The 21,696-nt window shown below is 52.1% G+C and carries 5 protein-coding genes; 4 read left to right on the plus strand and 1 reads right to left on the minus strand.

Going from position 1 to position 21,696, the window contains the following annotated elements; genetic code table 11:
* Positions 1-38 precede the first annotated feature (38 nt).
* Entirely contained in the window at positions 39-18,692 is an 18,654-nt protein-coding gene (locus tag WCV72_02865) for a LamG-like jellyroll fold domain-containing protein (protein ID MFA6458305.1), read from the minus strand.
* Between the two features lie 130 nt (positions 18,693-18,822).
* Here WCV72_02865 and trpC point away from each other — a divergent pair, with 130 nt between their 5' ends.
* The 4 genes from trpC to WCV72_02885 are packed head-to-tail and all read left to right on the plus strand — an operon-like array spanning position 18,823 to position 21,680.
* A complete protein-coding gene (gene trpC, locus WCV72_02870; GenBank protein ID MFA6458306.1) occupies positions 18,823-19,617 on the plus strand; it encodes an indole-3-glycerol phosphate synthase TrpC in 795 nt (264 codons plus the stop codon).
* Positions 19,601-20,239, plus strand: a complete 639-nt coding sequence (locus tag WCV72_02875) for a phosphoribosylanthranilate isomerase (GenBank protein MFA6458307.1) — start codon at positions 19,601-19,603, stop codon at positions 20,237-20,239. Before trpC ends, WCV72_02875 begins: the two co-directional genes overlap by 17 nt.
* 27 nt (positions 20,240-20,266) lie before the next feature.
* Positions 20,267-20,782 carry a YtxH domain-containing protein gene (locus tag WCV72_02880; protein MFA6458308.1) on the plus strand — a complete coding sequence of 172 codons (516 nt, stop codon included), beginning with the start codon at positions 20,267-20,269 and terminating at the stop codon, positions 20,780-20,782.
* A 7-nt stretch (positions 20,783-20,789) separates the two neighbouring features.
* Positions 20,790-21,680 carry an S-layer homology domain-containing protein gene (locus WCV72_02885; protein ID MFA6458309.1) on the plus strand — a complete coding sequence of 297 codons (891 nt, stop codon included), beginning with the start codon at positions 20,790-20,792 and terminating at the stop codon, positions 21,678-21,680.
* Positions 21,681-21,696 lie beyond the last annotated feature (16 nt).

Consider the following 21,696-nt stretch of genomic DNA (forward strand, 5'->3'; position numbering starts at 1 on the left):
ATTTTAATGATTTTTAAATTTAAGTCGAACTCGGCGATTTAAAACTCGACCGAGACACCGCTAAGTTCGAGATTGCTTTCATAATTACCTGCCCCTGTTAAATAATCGACCGCCGAGTGGAGATCAAGCGTGAAATTTTGCGTGCCCTGGCAGGCAGTCCCCACACAGGTGAAGACCGGTGTCGGAGTGACGAGATCGGTGAAGGCGGTCGCCGTCGCAGCACCGCCGCTCGTACCGGAATTATTATTGTCCCAACCGAAACCAGTCGTGCCATTCCAATTGGCAATCGTATCTGTCCCAAGTGTCAGCCAAGAATGCGGAGTCGCACCAATCGCGAAGCTCGCGGCATTCGTCGTGATCTCAATCACGGTCGAATCATCAGCACCCGCACTGACCGACGGATCAAGCGTGAGATCGAGATTCGCCGGAGTCAGCGTGAATCTGAAAACCTCGCGCTCAGTCACTGTAAATGTGCGATCCGCGAGTGCTGTGGTACAGCCGTCAAAATTCGCAATGACTGTGTAATCGCCCGCACGATCACCGAGCGTGAGCGAGACCGAAGCGTAACCATCCGCATCCGTCGTCACAGTTTTGACAATCTCAGTCCCGCCGAAAGTCGTGCCAAATGAACCATTCGTGAGAAGCTGTCCCGCTGCCGTCGGACTCTCCGGTACAGAGTAAAGCGTGAATGTCACCTCAGTCTCATCAGCCCCGGCGAAAGTCTCGCCAGATTCCAGACCATCACCGACGCGGACTTTCAATTCTGTCGGCAGCGCCTCGTCGATACCCCCGAGCTGATTATTGCCTTCGACGATGTGGAGCGTGTCGAGATTAATTTCAGAGACCACATACTCGTCCGCACCAATATCCCAAGTTCCAGTTCTGGTTTCTTTGTCCAAATCTTCGCCGAAGGCGAAAGTCGCATCAGCTGAAAGATTAGTACCATGATCTTTGGCGACGGTATCTGTGCTAGCGAGATGATAACCATCCGCCGCGAAAGTCACGCCAGAAGTAGCGTTGGTGGTTTGGTTGATTATTTCCGTACCAAGACCGCCAGAATCGTAAATATTATAACTCGTGTTATCCTGAACAATGCTATTTGTAATATTTGCCGTAGTGGTATATCCAGCGTGCTGTGATCTAACTGTGATACCGATACCATTATTTTTTGATGTGCAGTTATAAACATAAGTCGTATTGCTTCCAGTTGTACCACTTGAATATAAAACAATTCCACCAGATTGAGTATTAGCTCCGCCAGAACACCCAGTCACAAAACTATTGATTATTTTTGCTCCATTACTATAAGCTCCCAATCCAGTATAAATCCCTGTTCCATTAGAATGACAGTCATAGGCTGTACAGCCGATTATAGATTGATAACTAAATCCGTTTACAGTATATATTCCGAACGCATAAGAATTAGCAAAAGTTGTAACAGCTTTTACGGCAATATCTTGAGCACTTGCATAATTCTCGCTTAAAGAAATGATAAAAACTGCGGCAGTAGATGAAGAAACTTCAAACCTCACCCCACTCGTCGGCGTACCTCTCTGTCCGTCAGCTGCACGGACGACTCGGTAAAAGCTGCTAGTGGTCGTCGCACCTGCCATGGCAATGGAGTCATTGTACGGCGCGGCATCGTCATAGGCAGTCAGGACGAAACCAGTCTTGAGCGCTGTGCCAGATGGGATAGTCCCGGAGATATCAGAGACAGTCAAAGATACGCCTGGTGTCACACCTGTGATCGTGAGAATTTGACCGGCGACTGAGACAGTCGATTCATTGAGCACGGCGTTGTCGAAGAGCGTGGTGCTGGCGATGTAGAGCGTATTGCCCGAGCTGGCCTGATCTGTCGTCGTGACAGAAGATAAATTAACATCGGTCAAATCTTCCCAAGCCGCGAGCGATTGGAAAGTCCTGCCCGCTGCCAGTGTGCCGTAAGTGTGGACAGTGTAAGCCAGCGGCAGACGACGAGCTGAAGCCGACGAGCGGAAGACAGCCGAGACGGAGACATCTGCTGTCACACTCGCATCTGTCCTCGCGGCAGTCGTCACTCCATCCGACCAGCCGACGAAGTAGTAGCCAGTACTCGCGACAGCCGTCACAGCCGTGCCAGACGCACCATCGGCGACTGTTTGCGGTGAAGTACCGGTAATCGAGCCGCCTGCTCCGGCTGTATAGGTGAGCGTATGGGAAGAAACTTTGGTCGTATTCGCACTCGTGTAAGTCGTGGAGTTGCCAGTGACATCTTTGACCGTGTATTGGAATTGGTAGCAGTAGCCCGCTGGAGCAGTGACATTGTAGGTCGTCGCGTTGTAAGTCTCGGTCGCACCAGTATCTAGCCAGTCGCCTGCGAAGGCAGCGCAAGTGCCAGCCGTCAGGACAGCAGAACGGTATCGGAGTGTGTAGTCGGAATCAGTCGTACCCAATCCGCTACCTGCGTCCGTGCCAACTGAGACCGTGACTGGAATCGTAGTCGAAGTTTGGGCGCTGTCGGAATGTGTGACTGAACCGCCCGTCGGAGCAGTCTTGTCGTATTTGACTGTGAAGACGCGCTCTGTACCCCAGACACCCGAGCCAGTCTGTGGTCTGACATGGAGATAAGAAGTGCCTTCGGTGAGAGCGACGGCGTCGAGGTAGGCGTTCACAGTCGAAGTACCACGGGCGTATTCGGCAGCAATCTCAGCTGCGGTAAGCGCACGATTGAATATCTTGACTTCGTCGATGGAGCCGTTGAAGGCATAGGTTGAAGCGTCCGGGGAATACGACCCAATATCAAATAAGTATGTGGTATTAGGGCGAGCACCCTGAGCTACTGTCGCCTGCAGAACTCCGTCAATGTAGAAGTAAGTATTCGTGCCATTGTGAATAGCTAGGAGGTGGTACCACTGACCGACGACTGGAGTAGTCGTGCCCGAAGCGCAAACCCAAGCACTACCATTGTAAGTAGCGAAACCAAAACGATTGGCTGTGCAATTGGTGGCAGCAAAACTGTAAGATAACCAATACTCACCCGACTTTCCAGCAATAATATCATTTATGCCGGCAGAGTTTATTTTCACCCAAGTGGAGAGGGTGATTATCGAAGGAGAGAGCACATCGCTGTCGGGTACAGTCACATAATCATTCAATCCGTCGAAGCTACCGGCACTGCCAATCTTGCCGCTCGTCGTGAAGGTCGCACCTGAGGCTGTGCCAGTATTGGTACCGGCTGAGTCAGCCCAAGTATTGTCCATCTTCCACCAGGAGACGAGACCTGTGCTTAATGAGTCGAAACCATCAAGCGCATTGCTGACAGTTGAATTCAGTGCGTAGTAGAAATTATCATCACTCGCACTCGCTGGATCAGTCCAGCTGAATGACGCGAGATCGTCACTGCCGATGGCAGCCGCTCCGAACCAAGTGTCCGAAGTGAGCGAAGTGCGGTCTGAGCTCGAAGCACCAGCGTCGATGGCGACGATATCTGGATTCGGGGCGAAAGTAGCCGAAACTGAGATATCTACAACCACACTAGCATCTGTCCTCGCGGCAGTCGTCACTCCATCCGACCAGCCGACGAAGTAGTAGCCTGTGTCTGGGACAGCTGTGACAGCTGTGCCGGAGGCACCATCAGCGACTGTCTGTGGCGAAGTGCCGGTGACAGAGCCGCCTGCTCCGGCTGTATAGGTGAGAGTGTGAGAAGCAATCTTGGTCGTATTCGCACTCGTGTAAGTCGTGGAATTACCGAGGACATCTTTGACTGTGTATTGGAATTGGTAGCAGTAGCCGGTCGGAGCAGTCACGCTGTAAGTCGTCGCCGCAGCGGTCTCAGTAGCACCGGAGTCTAGCCAGTCGCCGCTGAATGCAGCGCAAGTGCCAGCGGTCAGGACGGCAGAACGGTATCGGAGTGTGTAGTCGGAATCAGTCGTGGACATGCCGCTCGTCGCGTCCGTGCCAGTGGAAACCGTGACTGCAATCGTGGTCGAAGTTTGGACACTGTCGGAATGCGTGACAGAGCCACCCGTCGGAGCAGTCTTGTCATATTTGACTGTGAAAATCCGCTCTGTACCCCAGACACCCGAGCCAGTCTGTGGGCGGACATGGAGATAAGAAGTGCCTTCGGTGAGAGAGATGGAATCGAGGTAGGCGTTCACAGTCGAAGTACCACGGGCGTATTCGGCAGCAATCTCAGTCGCAGTGAGCGCGCGGTTGAAGATTTTGACTTCGTCGATGGAGCCGTTGAAATTCTTATAAGCAGCATAATTAGCAATCTCTAATGGATTCGCACTTGCTGACAATGCCAAGGCTGACGACCAAGCATCCGTCTGAACACCATTTTTGTAGGCAGTGAAATTCGATCCTTCTCTTTTCACAGTAAAATAATTCCAAGTATTAAGAGTGACTGAACCCAACGATTTAGCGCTAGCGACATCCCAATTAGTCACACTATGCATATAAATCAATAGATTCGCACCACCGCTACTATATCCAAGTAAAAATGCTGGATAAGATATGACTCCCTCTCTAGCCATAGCTGATGCTCCCAAAATATTGTTTGTTCTGTTCTCCCACCATGAAATAGAGAAGTTATTTGCCCCAAAATCAAAATCAGCGGCATCTGGAATAGAAATATAATCTCCTGAACCGTCGAAACTACCAGCACTCGCGATCTTGCCACTCGTAGTGAAGGTCGCACCACCAGCGGCAGTGCCAGTATTCGTGCCTGCTGAGTCCGTCCAGTCACCATCCATTTGCCACCAAGAAATGAGACTGGAATCGCGCGAATCGTAGTAGAAATTATCATCACTTGCGGAATTCGGATCCGTCCAGCTGAATGACGCGAGATCGTCACTGCCGATGGCAGCCGCAGAGAACCAGGTATCGGAAGTGAGTGAAGTGCGGTCAGCGTCGGAAGCACCCGCGTCGATGGCGACGATGTCGGGGTTTGGGGCGAAAGTAGCCGAGACTGAGACATCTGCGACCACACTGGTATCTGTCCTCGCGGCAGTCGTGACTCCATCCGACCAGCCGACGAAGTAGTAGCCTGTGTCTGGGACAGCCGTGACTGCAGTGCCGGACGCACCATCGGCGACTGTTTGAGGTGAAGTACCTGTAATCGAGCCGCCTGCTCCGGCAGTATAGGTGAGAGTATGGGAAGCAACCTTGGTCGTATTGGCACTCGTGTAAGTCGTGGTATTCCCGAGGACATCTTTGACTGTGTATTGGAATTGGTAGCAGTAGCCGGTCGGAGCTGTCACGCTGTAAGTCGTCGCGTTGTAAGTCTCAGTCGCACCGGTATCTAGCCAGTCGCCGTAAGTTCCGCAGCCCGCTGAGGACAGAGCAGCGCTGCGGTAATTGAGTGTGTAGTCGGAATCAGTCGTACTCAATCCGCTGCCTGCATCTGTGCCGCGGCTGACCGTCACTGGAATCGTGGTCGAAGTTTGAGCGCCATTCAAATGTGTGACTGAGCCGCCAGCTGGAGCAGTCTTGTCGTATTTGACTGTGAAGATCCGCTCTGTACCCCAGACACCCGAGCCAGTCTGTGGTCTGACATGGAGATAAGAAGTGCCTTCGGAGAGGGTGACGGAGTCGAGGTAGGGAGTGGCGATCGATGTTGCCGGGATAGCAACATCGTCGAGATAGACAGTCGCCGCCGAGGAATTCATCACGCGGAAACTCATACGATCGACCGCATCGATGGATGCATCCGTGACACCGCTAATATCCCAGGTCGTCCTTTCCCAAGTATTGGCACTGGAGATAGTGATGATTTTTTCTGGGACGGTGCGCACTTGCACTCCGCTCATGGCTACCGCAACAAGATAAAATGCCCCGCTCGTACCCCAATTTTGGGCAGCAGAATAGTCTCCACTCCGAGCATAATAACCTGGCGTGCTGCTGCCATAAATAATATTATTCGCATAAGCAGTGATAAAATAAGTTTTGGCCTCATCGATATCATAGTCCATCCAGTCGGAATACTGAGTTCCCGCAGCTGCGATGGTCACGCTTTGTGAGCCGCTGAATTTAATCGGTTTCCATGTACCCGCCACACAGTTCTGTGTAGCTGCATCGCGCTCACAAATCGTCCAACCGCTGTAAGTACTGGAAGTGCTGGCGGATGCCTTCGCGCTGATGCGAAATTGGTTGCCCGAAGTCGAGATTTCACTCGCGTCAACTACATTGCGGAAAGAGTACTGCCAAGAATTTTGGCTTGTTGTCAGGCTCTTACTCCAAGTGCTGACTCCCGCCATCGCGTCTTCCCAGATGTGCCACTTGATGATGTTGCCCGTGACACTGGAGTAAGCACTCGTAGCGATATTGCCTAAAGCAGAAAGATTCTGTGGTGTGGTGAATGAACGGCTGATGGATTCATTGTTGCCATTCGTCACAGCTGAGACGAGTTTGGCTGAGCCGATACCTTCGTCTTTGGTTGTGGTTTCGTTGGAGAGCGCGAGATTGGTCGCATTCGTACTCGTCCAATTCGTCGTAGCTGAGTCGAGAGAGTCAAGTGGGAAGAAAAACTCGCCCAGATTGTCCGCAGTCGTATTAAGTTCGTAGTAGAAAGTATCATCACTCGCGCTCGCTGGATCCGTCCAGGAGAAGGACGCCGCGTCATCACCGCCGATGGCAGCCGCTCCGAACCAGGTATCCGAAGTGAGCGAAGTGCGGTCAGCGTCGGAAGCACCCGCGTCGATGGCGACGATGTCTGAAGTGCTTTCGACTTTGGTCGTATTCGCACTCGTGTAAGTCGTGGAATTGCCGATGGCATCTTTGACCGTGTACTGGAATTGGTAGCAGTAGCCCATCGGAGCGGTGACATTGTAAGTCGTCGCCGCAGCGGTCTCGTCGGCAGCTGTATCTGTCCAGTCGCCGTAAGTTCCGCAGCCCGCCGAGGACAAAGCAGCCGAGCGATAATTTAGCGTGTAGTCGGAATCAGTCGTGGACATTCCGCTCGTCGCGTCTGTACCGACAGAGACCGTCACTGGAATCGTAGTCGAAGTTTGGGCACTGTCGGAATGTGTGACTGAGCCACCGGTCGGACCGGTCTTGTCATATTTGACTGTGAAGACTCGCTCTGTGCCCCAGACACCCGAGCCGGTCTGTGGGCGGACATGGAGGTAGGAGGTGCCTTCGGAGAGAGAGATGGAGTCGAGGTAGGGAGTGGTGGTTGAAAGTGTGTATGCAGTGATAGTGAGCGAACCATTGGCAGCAGCAACCGCACCAGCACCCTGTGTCGTCGAAGCACTTGTGAGAGAAGAGCTGAGATAGCTAGATCCGCCGCCGCCGCCGCCAGAACCGGTTCCGCCGCCGCCGCCATATAATCCGCCGCCGCCGCCGCCGCCGCCGTAAGTTTGATAACCGATACCGACACCTCCCGCTCCAGAACTACCACCAACACTTCCACCAGTAGTTTGTGTTCCGCCAGTTCCTTTTGTGCCATAAGAAGATATATAGCCTCCGTCACTTCCGCTTGCACCACCACCAGCACCACCTACTGAAGAAAGCCCCCCATCACCACCTCCTCCTCCACCACCGGCAATAAGCATTGGAGTCCCTCCCGCAAAGGTATTATAACCAGAAAACCATGTCATGCCACCCCCTCCGCCTCCAGCGTATTGAGTGCTTGTCCCGCCAGTAGCACCACCTCCATATCCACCAACACCAGGTACATTGTAGGGACTTACAACATCTCTTCCGGCACCTCCAACGACAATGTAGTAGGTTGCACCAGGAGTTACAGAAATTGTACCCGTACTTAAACCACCAGCACCTCCGTCGCCAGAACCAGGCATATGACCACCACCTGCACCTCTTCCTGTTATCGTGATGCTCGTCACACCAGCCGGGACAGTGTAGCTTTGGACAGCACCCGTGTACGCGAAATTAGTCGTACTTGTTATTGTTGTCGCCGACATCACGCTATCGCTAAAAGTCGCATTCAGCGTGTAATAAAAATTATCATCACTCGCGGAAGCTGGATCCGTCCAGCTGAATGACGCGAGATCATCACTGCCGATGGCAGCGGCGCCGAACCAGGTGTCCGAAGTGAGCGATGTGCGGTCAGCGTCGGAAGCACCCGCGTCGATGGCGACGATATCGGGAGTTAATTCGAAGTTAGCAGTGACTGAGATATCAGCTGTGACATTCGTATCAGTGCGCGGATTTTGCGTCGAGCCATCCGACCAAGCGGCGAAACCATAACCAGTATCAGGGACGGCTGTGACGGCAGTGCCGGATGCGCCATAATTCACTGTCTGGGGGGAAGTGCCGGTGATCGAGCCACCTGCTCCGGCTGTGTAGGTGAGCGTGAGTGGGTAGACATAGCTGATGTGTAGAACCGGCGGCGTCGTCCCCTCGCGACTGTTGTAAGTGTCTGTGAAGGCAGATTTCCCATCAACCAAATAGCCCAAAATCAAGGTTGCCCCGTTATTGACATAGGTCGGCGTGAAAGCGGCGCCGTTATCGAGATAAATAGAATAATAAGTGTTCCGATCATTAAATTCTTTGATCAATCCATCGCTGGCACTCCCGAGCACATTCCAGGTCTCTGTCGTTCGCGCCGCAGTCGTGACTGTGGAAAGCACACTGCCATAGCTGCCACCCGTGAAGACACTGACGGCGCTAGCCTCGTTCCAAGTTTGATTGATAAATCTTCGGGCATTCACTGTAGAAGCGAGGTCTACCACCGCGAGATCGATTCGATTGTCGGTCAGTGTGAGACTGGCACTTTGGATTGTCGCATTACTCGGGATGGTGGAAATATCGAACTTGAGATAAGCGCGACCCGTACCTCTATCGGCCGTGCAAGTGCCATCCGAACACAGACTCACATCCGGAGCCTGATTGATATTCAGATCCGGATCCAGCACGAGTGGGAAAGCTCCAGCGTCACTCGCCATCCAGCCGTAGTCGAGTGTGATTTCGAGGTAATAATTACCTTGCTCATTTTTGAGCGCACTGCCGACTTGATAAGTTCGCTGAATCTGGTCGTAGATGAAAGGCTGAGAAGTGGAGAACAGATTTTGACCGTCCTGCTTGAAGAAAATTTGGTCATTGTGCATCTCCGGGATGACACCCTCCGGCACGCTGATCTTCGTCCGCAGGACGACCTTGCCCTTGAAGTGGTCCGGCTCGCTGACTTCTCCGAGGACAGCGAGATTGTTGAAGAATAATTCTTCCTTGACGCCATTTTTCGTCGAGTGGTATTTCAGATCGACGCCCGGGAAGATATTTCTGAATTTGCTTGATTTGTACGAATGCACGATGTCCCCCGCCTGCGCCTCGGCTAAAGTAATGGACCGATTGGGATCCTGGTAAGTAATGTCCTGCAGCGAAAAACTAAATTCTTTGCCGTCTTTGACATACCGAATGATGTTTTTGTTTTCCGCATCCGAGCCGACGAAAATATCGTAAGGTTTGACTTGATACTGTTTGCCGGCTTTCGCCTTGTCCTGAGCAAGCGTCTCCGGCTGAGCCAGATAATCATCGACTTTCTCCCACTCGCCATCGATCTCGATATTTTCCGGCGTCGAGTAAATCAAAACTTCCCTCGTTCCATCTCCGTTGTCATAAGTATCGGTATTCGCCGTTTGCTTGATGAGTTTGCGCGTTTCCTTGTCTGACTTGGGCGCATTATTCTTCGCAGCTTCTTCGGCGGCATTTTTAGCCTCTTTGATTTTTACCGCATCATTATCGTAAGCATAATCTGCTTCCGTCCAAGTCCGATTGAGATTGAAATCTCGGTCGATTTCCAGTGTCGCGCCAGATACGCGTTTGGCCTTCAGGACATCGAGCATGAAGCGTTCCATCCAAACACCTTTTTCTATTTTTACCTCCACTTGATCCAAGTCCAAACTACGAGCTAATTCTAGAAAATTCTCAGAAATTTTAATCATGATTTCTGACCATAATTTTTCAGAAATATCTATATTTATAAACAAAAATAAACTAGATGCTTTATCTTGATACGCTAATCCACCGGTTACGGCGACCATTTTGCCGTCTAGATCCAGCACGCGGATGTAGATATTTTCTGTACCGTATTTATCGACGAAAGCTTGGTAGCCTTTGAGGATTTCCCAAGTACTTGTTTGGTGCGGTAGATCACACCAAACACCTTTTTTTAAGCCTTTATTGTAGAGCTCGACCACCGCCGGCAAGTCGCTGACTTTGGCGTCGCGAATCTTGATTCGCTTCAGATCGTCGCGCGTGATCTTGGCCAATCCTTCTGTAGCCGAAGTATCTTTGTATTTCGCCAAGATGTAATTGGCATCCGCGTCGATATTGATCTGATCAATCGCCGGTCCTTCCGTCGGCACCGCATCGTAAGCTTCGGTCGGCGGAGTGAAATCCTTGGTCCAGCGCGCGATGCCTTTCGAGATGCGCAGCTCGTCGAGATAGCCGTTGAAGAAGTAGTTATTTTCTTCGCCGCCAATCGTGAGCGCGACTGCGTCATTGTAAATAGCCGCATCGGAAGTCATTGAGCCACTCGCGCTGCCATTGATGTAGAGCGCGAAGTCCGCACCATTGCGTACCAAGGCGAAATGATTCCACTCGTTGATTGGCAAGGCAGTCGTGCTGGTGAAATTAATCGCCCAGGCTGAAGCATTGTCATCGTCCGCGATGAATTGCAATTTGTTTTCAGCAGTGACGATCAGGTTGAAACCATTGAAACCATCGACTGTCCGGTGCGCGAGGATGGAAGCACCTTGCGTGGTAGCTGGCAGATTGATCCAGCCGTCGATGGTGAAATTAGCGTCGCCGAAATTCCAATCGTCCGCATCCGCTAAAACAAGTACATCGCCCGCACCATCGAAACGCAAGGCAGTGGCGCCGAATTTTTGCGCCTCGGTCGCAGCGTGTGTATCGCCATTCACGGTAATCGTGTGCGCCGAGAGCGAAGCATCTGCGAAAGTCGTCGCGCCATCCGTCTCGCCCGACTGAATGAGTAATTTTGTGTAGGAGTCATTCCCGCCGGGAGTTTTCTCCAGATCAATCGGATTGTCTGGAGTCGTCTCAGGATCGAGATTGGCGAGCGGATTGGCGTAGGCAATCGTGCTGCTCGCGCTCGGTGTGAATAGCGGCGCATGTCCATTCGCCAAGAAAGCGGAAATCCAAGTCCGCGCGCTGGCAGTGGAATTTTTGCCAGCCGCGACATTCGCGACGATGCGCAAAGTATGGAGCGCGTCGGTCAAGCCGGTCGCCAAAGATTTGATCTTATCGATCTCCGTGGTTTTGCTCGCATCGACGAGCAGGCTTTTTTCAGCGCGCGTGCCTTCGTCCAGGACGAATTGCGTGACACCACCGCTGTCGAGTGCTTGGTCGAGCACGGCGGAAATTTCGGTCCCGCGCAATTTCGCGAACGCCGTCTGTCCGAGCACTGTCGTAGTTTTGTCAGAATCAGTGCCGAGCTTCGCCCAACCCTGATCCGTAGCATTCGCCTCGTCGAGGAAGAAAATCGAACTCTCCGCATCGCTGGAATCGCGTTCGACCGCATCACCGGCGAAATTGTATTTGATGAAAAGGTCTGAATTCCGAGCCGGAGCTTGCGCGAGTGTCACCGCGCCAGCAATCTCGACAATCGTCCGATCGCCGAAGTCGCCCGCGACCGTGCCGTCGATGCCGCGTTTCAAATTCGAGAAAGTCCCGCCGGAGTATTCTCCGAAATAAACTTTCTCGCGCTTGAACTGCGCGGACGGATTGCCGAGCCAGAGAAATCCACTACTCGGAATTTGGTCGGCTGCGACGATCGAATCAACTCTGAATGAAGTGGCAGTGGCAGAAATTCCCTCAGGCGCCTTGATCCGGGCGAATGAACCGGCTTGCGCCGCTGCGACAGCAACGGCGACTCCATCGACATAAGCCTCGACGGAATTCGCAAGCGGATAACTTTCGTAAATCTGGAAAATAAAATCCGCGGCTGATTCTGCCCACTCCGTACCTTTGATTTCGGCTGTTCCGCCGACGAAACTTGGCGCACTCGCATCCGCAGCCCACACAATATAATTCGAGGCGGAAGATGGGAAAGCGCTTTCGAGGACCAAGTGATAAGCCGTGCCAGCCGTGAGACTCGGCGGTGTCGCGAAATTGAAATTCACCCACTCGTAATCCCGAGTGGAAAGCGCGTCCACTGCGAAGCTCACCGCCGCGCCATTCGCGACAGTCGTGCCACTCGGCAAACCAGCCGCATCCGTCTGGATCGAGAGCGCGATGTCGCCGCTCGGTGCGCCGACTTTCCGGAGCCAGAGACCGACTGCCGGAATCGCACCGTCCGCAGCGAGTCGGAATTCCTGCGCGAGCGCAGCATTAGTATTCGTAGCGAAATCTGTGTCCCGATTCGTCGGCGCGTAATTTTTCGCCGGCAAAACTTGGGACTTGAGTGCTCCCCGCTCGAGCGCGAAGGTCGTCTTCGCACCATCGGTGGAATTGATCGTCGTATCTGTGTCAATCTTCGTGCCCAAAATTTGCTCTGTTTTGGTAGCGCGCGAATTCGCCGCCAGCCAAACTTGCGAGTCCGGCGCGGCGAATGAGCCGAGCGCTGCTCCACCATCGGTGAAAGCATTGGCGTAAATCGCGAAGTCAAAAATCGAGCCAGCGAAAGCAGCCGTCGCATCCGGCGTCGCGTCATTGCCGAGAATAATTTGGGAATGCTGGCTCGACGAGAAATTCTGCGAAATTTTTTCTGCAATCTTTTGACCGTTCAAATAAAGACTCAGGCTGAAAGTCGTCGCAGTCGGCTGCCACCAACGCGCGAGGATGTGATTCGCCGCAGTCGCGGAATAATTCGCCGCGAAGTCAGCGTCCGTAATCGAGATTGCCGCACTCGCATTTTGAAATTCGAACTCGAGCGCACTGGCAGAATCCATGTAAATTCGCGCGCCATTGTCACCTGAGTCATCGCGCGTATCGAGGAAATAATCCCCGTCCGCGAGCGCACCCGTCGCCCAGAATTCGAGCGTACCTGCATTTTGGACTTCGGAGATATTGCCTTTGTCGGGGAAAGTTAGACCATTCGGGAATTGAGCGAAATCAGGCGAAATCACATGATCGACTAGACGAGAATTCATGGAGAGCGCATTGCTCGTAACTGAACTCGTCGAATTTGATTCGATGAATTTCGGAACGATGAGTGCGGCAGTCGCGCTGAGATTTTTGACACCGGAATTTTCAATCTGGATGGTGTGCTCTTTTGCGATCAAATTTGTCGCGACGAGGAAACGCTGATCACGCGCGGCAGTCGGCGCGAAGGTATCGACCTCGGTCGTGATTTCGCTCGGCGTGCCGCCGTCAATCGTGATTTGCGCGATGCCGCGATTCGGACCTGTGTCGAGTCCAGCGATGATTTCCGTCGCGGCGGAAGTCACTGCCAGCGGTGAATTATTGGCGGAAGTGTAAATCGCCGCGACCTCAGCCGCAGTCAGCGGTCGTGCGAAGAGTGCGAGCTCGTCAATTTTGCCGTCGAAGAAAGTCGTTTTTTTACCTATTTTCAAAGCACTCGCCGTGAATGGTGTCGCGGTGGTCACCACGATATGGTGCCAAGCATTTCTGGAAATTTCCGTACCTTCGGTGCCATCGATGAAGATGGTCGGCGAATCAAAACCCGTCGCAATCAGCTGGCGGCTCACGATGGAGAGCGCGTGCGTCCCGCCATCGAAGTCGATGATATCGCGCGAAACGGTGTCCGCGAAAATCCAAAAACTCACCGCGTTCACCGGTTGCGCAATCGCGCCGGCATTGAGAGAGTCATCACTGCCATCGAAAATCGCCGCCTTGGCGAAACGACCGTCGATGAAGGTCGTGCCACCGCTCGCAGTCGCATCCGACGCAGAGAAAGCTGAGTCTGTGAAATCGCCGTCCATTTTCCAGAAGCCGGCGAGATCTTGTGAATTCACGATACCGCTCAGCTGACCGAGCGGATCACCGGTGAATTCCAAGTTTGTGACAGAGCCAACTTTGGCAGCGTCCAATTTCGCTGAACCAGCGAGCGAGCCGATGCGGTCATTCGCGGAATTCACGAGCGGCGCGTTGAATAACAATGAAGACTCACTCGTTGCGTTAGCCTCGATTTTTTGCGTATGCGCCTGACCGACCGACGGAATGGTGGAACTGAAGAGACCGAAAATTTCCGAGTCGAGCAAAACATAATTCCAAATCTGCGACTCAGCGAGAGTACCCGCGAAATAAGTGTCAGCCGCAGTCAGAGTCGCCGCTGAGCGCGTGCCACATTTACCGAAAGTAATTTGTGTGTCGGCAGCGGTGAGTGGCTGCGCCGTCCACTTCGAGCTCTGAAGCGTCTTCGTGCCATTCACGAAAAGCTTCACACCCGCTTCCGCGTCGAAACTCGCGGTGAGGTGCAGACTTTCGTGAGCGACGAAAGTTTGCTCGGCAGATGCCACTTTTACAGTCGTGAAGTCATCGCCGTCCCACATTTCGAATTTGAATTTGTCATCCGCTCCGTCGAAGTAAAGCCGCGCGAGACCATTGTCGAAAATGAAGTGTTTGGCAGTGTCAGTGTCCGCAGCGAAATCCGGCGCAAGCCAGATCGAGAGCGAACCCCGTTTGACAGTCCCATCCGGATTCGTCGGGAAATTATCGAGCGATGCGAAAGTCGCGACCTCGGCGTTCTTCGCATTGAAATTGAGTCCGCGCGCCGCGCGACCATTGATGAGAATTCCATCCGGTGAAAGCTGGAAATTCTCGGTCGTGACGGCAGTAGCGACAGCCGGCGTGAATGAAAGCTCGTGGCTGTCAGCCGAGAAATCTGTGACGAAGACGACTGCACCCGCATTCGGACCGGAGGTAAATGTGAGTGCCGCGCCCTGCCAAAAATCGTCGGCTTGCGTGAGTGCGGCAGCGGTCAGAGTCGTCGTGCTGCCCGAGTCAGCAGTCGAGGCAATTCCCGTGCCAGCAATTTCAGATCCACTCGCGTGCGCTTCGAAATAAGCGAGCGCGAAACGGAAATTCGCGGCAGCACTGGAATCAAAGCGTGGATTCGTCTTGGCAGTCAGCTCGAGCTCGACATCGTGAGTCGAGTTGCGTAAGCCCGTCGCGAGTAAAACTTTTTGTGAGTCGGCGGCAGCCGCCGCGAAAGTGTCAATTTCGTTGGAAATTTCATGGTCAGTGTTTTTGTCAATCGTGACGCGCAGCACTCCCCCGGCTGGTGAGAAATTCAGACCGGCAAAAATTTCGGTCGCAGCCGCAGTCGTAAATTTGATTTTTGAAGCAATCGAATTCGAACGCAGCGAATCAGCTGCCTCCGTCCAGTCTCCAGAGTTGGCGATTGCGTCGCCGAGAAACTCAGCCCCATTTGCGTCAATCGCAATGATTTGTGAACTCACGGCACCAGTCCGTTCGCCTGAGGTATCCTCCACCCCGCGGTTAATTGAACCCGCGACATTGGTCTGTGAATACTCGCCGTTCGGATTTCCCTGCGCGAAATTGGGAGCGAAAGTGCGCGCGCCGCGATTCACCAAAGTGACATAAGTCGACGGATCGACATCGATTGGGAAAGTTAATTCCAAGCCGTTTGCGAGCGTAAGCGTCTTGGGTAAAGCGTTTAAGTCAACATTCGCAGCAGCGGCAACTACATCTGACTGCAAAAGATCCGCGCTCAAATTAGTGGCGTCTGTTTGCAGCTCGGCTTCCGACTCGGCGGCAGGAACTTCCGACTGGACTGGCGCAGGCTCGACTGTGACAGGCTCGTCTGATTTCGGATCTTCGATGACTTGAATGTCGTTGGCAGGAATTTCGTTGTCAATTGTCGCAGCAGGCTCGGTCGTCGCGTCAGTTTTTTCCGTCGGCGAAACTTCAGCCTCCGGTGAAATTTCCGGATTCGCACTTTCGGTTGTGCCAACTTCGACTTCAGCTGTCGGAGTCTCCTCGGGTGTCGACTCAATGTTCTCGGTAGTCGCGTCCATCGCAGGTTCAACACTTGTACCAGCTTCGACTTCAGCTGTCGGAACTTCCTCTATGACGGTGTCTGAAATCGGTGCCGAGATAACTTCATCGACAATTTCATTCGAAATTACTTCTTCAAACGATTCACGAACTTCCGTGTTCTCACTTTGCGGTTTGGCGGTATCAATCACGAGTCGCAATTTGTAACGGCGGACGATCGAACCATCCGAACGCTCGTCTTCCTCAGAAATTTGATTCGACTGAGCGAAAAGCTGCTGCTCGGTCAAAACTGTAATTTCCGCGTCAGTAGCAATTTTGATGCGTTCCTCAGGCGTAGTTTTTGGCGCAAAAAATTTATTAATTTCACTCTCCTCAATCACCATAATTTCAGACTCCAGCGCTCGTTCTTCGACAACTTGAATTTCGTCCGCAGACGGAGTGACTGCGTCGCCTGTTTCCTCATTCGCAGAATCGGTTTGAGTGTTGGTCGCCTCGACCAAAGAGTCTGCAGTCGCCGCGTCCGAACTTTCTGTTGTTGATTCGCCTTGGGCGAAATCTGTCGGTGCAGTAATTTCCGATGTCGCCTCGACAACGGGTGCCTCAACTGGAGTAATTTCAGCTGTGGAATCCTCAGTCGCCGGAGCAGCTGCATCGACTGTCGTGCTATCTGGCGCAACTTGTGCAGAATTATCAATCGTCGGAGCAACTGCATCGACTGTCGTATTATCTGGCGTGACCTCATTTGAATTGAGAATTTGATCAATCGAGATAGTCTCATCAAACTGACTAATCTCAGCCAAGGCGCTCGGCAGGAAGAATTTTTTGAGTGATTCGATCAGTGAAGTCTCTGTAGCCGGAGCGAGATTTTCGTCCGTTTGAATTGCCGGAGCCTCTTCCGCCGGAACCTCAGTCTCGGAATTTTCTTCAGCCGGAACTGCCAAATCTGGAATTTTTTCTTCAACTACTTCTTTATTTGTTGAATTCTCTTCGACCGCTTCCGGTTCAGCCGTTTCTGTCGGTGCAGGTTCGGCTTTTTCGTCTGTCGCGGTTCCATCCTGGACGACCGGAGTTGCTTCGTCTGAGTTCGGCGGATCGATCACGGTGATCTCGTCCGCATCTTGAATCGCGCTCTCTTCGATCACTTGGATTGCCTCAGTCAGCGCGCTCTCTTCGATAACCTGAATTTCAGCTTGATTTGCAGAGTTTTTTGCTTCCACCGATTTTTGGTCGAGATATTTTTGATGGAGCGCGCCAATTTCTTCTGCCGAAAATGCATGATCAAAAATTGCAAATTCATCGACCGCACCGGCGAAATTTCCGCCGAATAAAATTGGTGCCTCAGTCGGTGCCAGCGTGCCAGCTGCTTTGAGTGCGAGCGAATCTGTCTCGACACCATCGATGAAAAATCGAATCACGGTGCCATCGAAAGTCGCGACGAGGTGATACCATTTCCCGAGCTCAAACGCCGAAACGCCCGAATCAACGACGAAATTTTTGTCACCGATACGAAGAGTCACTCCGAAACCGTTTTTCTCAGTCTGCCGAAAAGTGTTGTTGCCAAAACCGGCAATCACTCCGTCTTGGTAAGCGCTAGGCTGCACCCAGGTAGAAAGTGTAATCGTCTGCGGAGTCTTGAAATCACGCGCAATTTCGGCCGAACATTGCCCATCATTCAGCGAAAGCGCATTCCCTGACACGCCGCCCGAAAGCCATGTGCCACCAAAAATTGTTCCGGTTGCAGAGGATTTTTCCGCGAAAAATTTTGTGCCAATGGCATCATTGAATTTAATTTCGGCAAGCGGCACAGCAGCTTGCGCAGCGGTTTCAATAGTTTTCACCGCTGGTTTTTGAGTATCCCAACCAAGTTCATAATGAATCGCACCGTCAGCTGATTGACCATTCGCATCAGTGAGATTCGGAGCCGGTGTGTAAAATTTTTCATTGCCTACTTCGTCAACGAAAACATAACCGCCGTCAGCAGTCGTTTGCAGCTTGAGTCCGACTGTCTCGACGATATATTCGAAACTCGTCGGCGCGAGCGCATTTTTGAGAATCAAATCTTCCTTCGTCCCGGTCTCGCCCGTCGTCACGAGTAAGTCCGTCGCATTCCATAAATCAGGGTACAAAAGCTTGTTCGATTCGAAATTGCCTTTGACTGGATTCGCATTCCAATTGAAGTAGCGCACCTCTTCACGCGTCTGCGGCGTCGCATCAGCGGCGACTTGCTTGTCACTCGTCCCGGACGAAACGACATCACCCGCTGCCGCTGAATTTTCAGCAATAATAAGTGGCTCAGCTGAATCAACTGAAAATTCACCTTTATACGGAGTCGTGCTGGTTTTGAGAAAATCGCCTGAAGATTTTTGCAGAGTCGGATCGATCTCAGTTTCTGTACCAGTCTGCGTATCAGCCAGCGTCGAAATCGCTCCCGCCGCTTTCAAATCAGCGACGACTTTTTCCGCATCTTTGCGCTGACCGACGACCTCATCCAGGGCTGCACCGTTTTCTAATTTGCCAAGCACGATTCGCTCTGTCCATTTTGTGGATTCCGCGCCTGCCGCTTGAATTTTTTCCTTGCGTTGGTCGGCAAAATTCTCACTCAGCTCTGGGTTCACCTCGGTCAATTTTTCGATCTCGCTCGTGAGGACTTCACTCTGTAAAAAATCTGAGACAACGGGCACAAGCTCCTCAGCCAAGACAGCAATCGACGGATCCGCAAGTACAATCAAGCCAACCAAAAAAGCGGCGGCTACGCGACGCAGCGCGGTGAATGGATTTGCTTCAACGGATTTTTGGCTTTCAAAAGGCAAGATGCGCTGTGTGTTTATTTTTTGTAAAATAAATCTGTTCTTAAAAAGTTTATCCCTTTATTCTAGCAAAAATAAGCACTTTCCTCAATTTGAATGACTTGCTGTAAGCTTAAAATCATTTTTTAATAAATTGGCTGAAATTCTAAAAAAGATCGTCGAACAAAAACGCGCCGAGCTCACCCGGGCTCAATCCGCCTGTCCGCTTGAGACGCTGCGTGAGGTGGTCGAACCGGCTGTGCGCGATTTTCGCGCTGCGCTCACCGGCGGTCGGGAGGAAAAATTACCGCGTCTGATTGCCGAGATCAAACGCCAAAGTCCTTCAAAAAAAGCCATCCGCACAGATTTGGTCGTCGGAGAAATCGTGAAAATTTACAGTGAACACGCCGCCGCAATTTCGATTTTGACTGATTATGAATTCTTCGGCGGCAGCCTCGAAGATCTCGAAGAAGCGAATTTCGCGACGACAATTCCACTTTTGCGTAAAGATTTCGTCATCGACGAATACCAGATTTACGAAGCGCGGCAATTTGGCGCGGACGCAGTGCTTTTGATTGCGCGCATTTTGGAGGAAGAAAAGTTGGCTGAGTTACTACTGACAGCGCAAAAACTGGGAATGGCAGCGCTCGTCGAAATCCACGACGAAGCCGACCTCGTGAAAGTGCTCAACACACCGGCGGAAATCATCGGCGTGAACTCGCGTAATCTCGACACGCTCGCGATTGAGCTCGCGAATTTTGAGCAATTATTACCGCAAATTCCCCGCGAAAAAATCATCGTCGCCGAGAGCGGCCTCGCGACGCGCGCGGAACTGGAGAATTTGAGTGGGCGCGTCGACGCAGTGCTCATCGGCACGGCGCTTTTGCAAGCAGAAAAAATCGAGCGTAAATTGCTTGAGCTTACAGAGCCGCATGAAGACGAAAATTAAAATCTGCGGAATTACCAATTTTGAGGACGCTGCCGCCGCGGTGAAACTCGGCGCGAGTTTTTTGGGTTTGAATTTTTTCGCGGGATCGCCACGCGGACTCACGCCCGACGCCGCCGCGAATCTCGCCGGCGAAATCAAAGAGGAATTTCCGCGCATTCCGCTGGTCGGAGTTTTTGTCGACGAGTCAGCCGAGAAAATTCGTTTGCTCGCAGAGCTCTGCGAGCTCGACATTTTGCAGTTGCACGGACACGAGTCGCCGGAATTTTGCGCGCAATTCTCTGAGCCAGTTTGGCGCGCCTTCCGCGTGGAAAATGAAAATTCACTCGACGACCTGCAACAATTTTTGGGACTCGCTGGCATCGTGCTAGACGCTTTTAAAAAAGGTCAATTCGGCGGAACCGGTCAAACTTTCGACTGGCAATTGATTCACAAAGTGCGCGACGAGCTGCCATTTTTCATTCTCGCGGGCGGCATGACTCCGGGCAATGTCGCGCGCGCGATTGAACAATTGCGACCTGATGTCGTCGATGTCTGCAGCGGTGTCGAGGTGGAAAATAATCCGCGCAAAAAAGATCTAGCGAAAATGCGGGAATTGTTTGAAGTGGTCAAAAAGTTGAGCTAAAATTGTGCTCGAACTTAACGCACTCTCATGAATCCTTTTTCTAAGAAATCAACCTTTCTGCTCGGCTCTTTGATCGGCTCGGTCGTCGGACTTTTGTTCGCGCGCGAAGCTGGCAAGAATTTGCGGGAGAAGCTGCAAGCTGCCAAAACTCCGCAAAAGAAATTCGAAGCGCTTTTTCAGGAATATCTGAAAGCCGGGAAATCGGCAGTCGCAGAAGCGAAAAAAAGTGAGAGTCTGCGTGAGCTCGTGAAAGGCGGCAAAGAAATTCTCGCCGAGCTACAGAAAAAAGCCGAAAAAGAAGGCGGCAGCGCAGTGAAATTCGCGCAGAAAAAAGCGCAGGAAGTTTTGCAGGAAATGGAAAAGCAAGTCAGCGATGTAAAAAAAGTCGTGAAAAAAGAAGTCGCCAAGCAGAAAACTGCGGCGAAGAAGCTCGTCGTCGCGAAGGCGAAGAGCCAGATCAAAAAGGTCGCACGCAAAGTCGCTACCAAAAAAAAGACCATCGCAAAAAAGAAAGCTCTGCGCCGCGTGATTAAAAAGAAATGATTTCCCAATGAAATCGCGTGCACTCATTTTTTTCGTTTCAGTTTTTGTTTTAGCCACGAGCGCGTTCGCGATTGGCGCGATTATCTCAGGCAAGGTTGTTTCGAGTACGGACGATTCCCCACTCGTACGCGCGGAAGTTTGGTGGAAAGGCGCATTCTATACACATACCGATCTCGACGGGAATTTCGAAATTCTGGGAAGTGCTGCCGGCGATATAATTCGCATTCACAAAGCGGACTTCATCGACATGAGCGTCATCGCCAATTCCGCGAATGAAGCGTTTGAATTTCGACTCGCGCCGATTTGGAAACTCACAAATGCCCACCAAGTTTACGCAGATGTCGCGGACTACGCCTGGTACGAGCCAGCCGTGCGCAAACTTTATGAAACGCAAACTCTCACCGCGACCAGCGTGCAAAAATTTTTGCCGAGCGAAAATGTGACGCGCGGCGAGCTCGCCGTACTCAGTGTGAAAGTCGCCGGATTTTTGCCGAGCAAGGTCACCGAAACACATTTCTGTGATGTTTATCCGGATGACGATTATGCGCGCGCCGTCGAATTCATGTTCGCGCACAATTGGATTTCTGGTTACCCATCAACGAGCTGCAAAAAAGGACTGGTTTTCCGCCCGAATTTACCGATCAATCGCGCCGAGGCAGTGAAAATGACTTTGATTGCTTTTCAAGATCTCGTCGATCAGAAAGTCGCGACGAGCGTTTGCTTCCCGGCTGGATTTACCGATGTCCCGCGCGATGCCTGGTTCGCGACATTCGTGGACGAGGCGAATTGCCTCGGCTTCGTGAATGGCTACACTGATGGCTCGTTCCGTCCGGCGAGTCCCGTCAATCGCGCTGAAATTACAGTCATCCTCGCGAACGCGCTCGAGAGTTTGTTTTAATTGAAGATTTAAGATT

The sequence above is a fragment of the Patescibacteria group bacterium genome, from assembly GCA_041665585.1.
GTDB lineage: Bacteria > Patescibacteriota > Gracilibacteria > JAHISY01 > JAHISY01 > JAHISY01.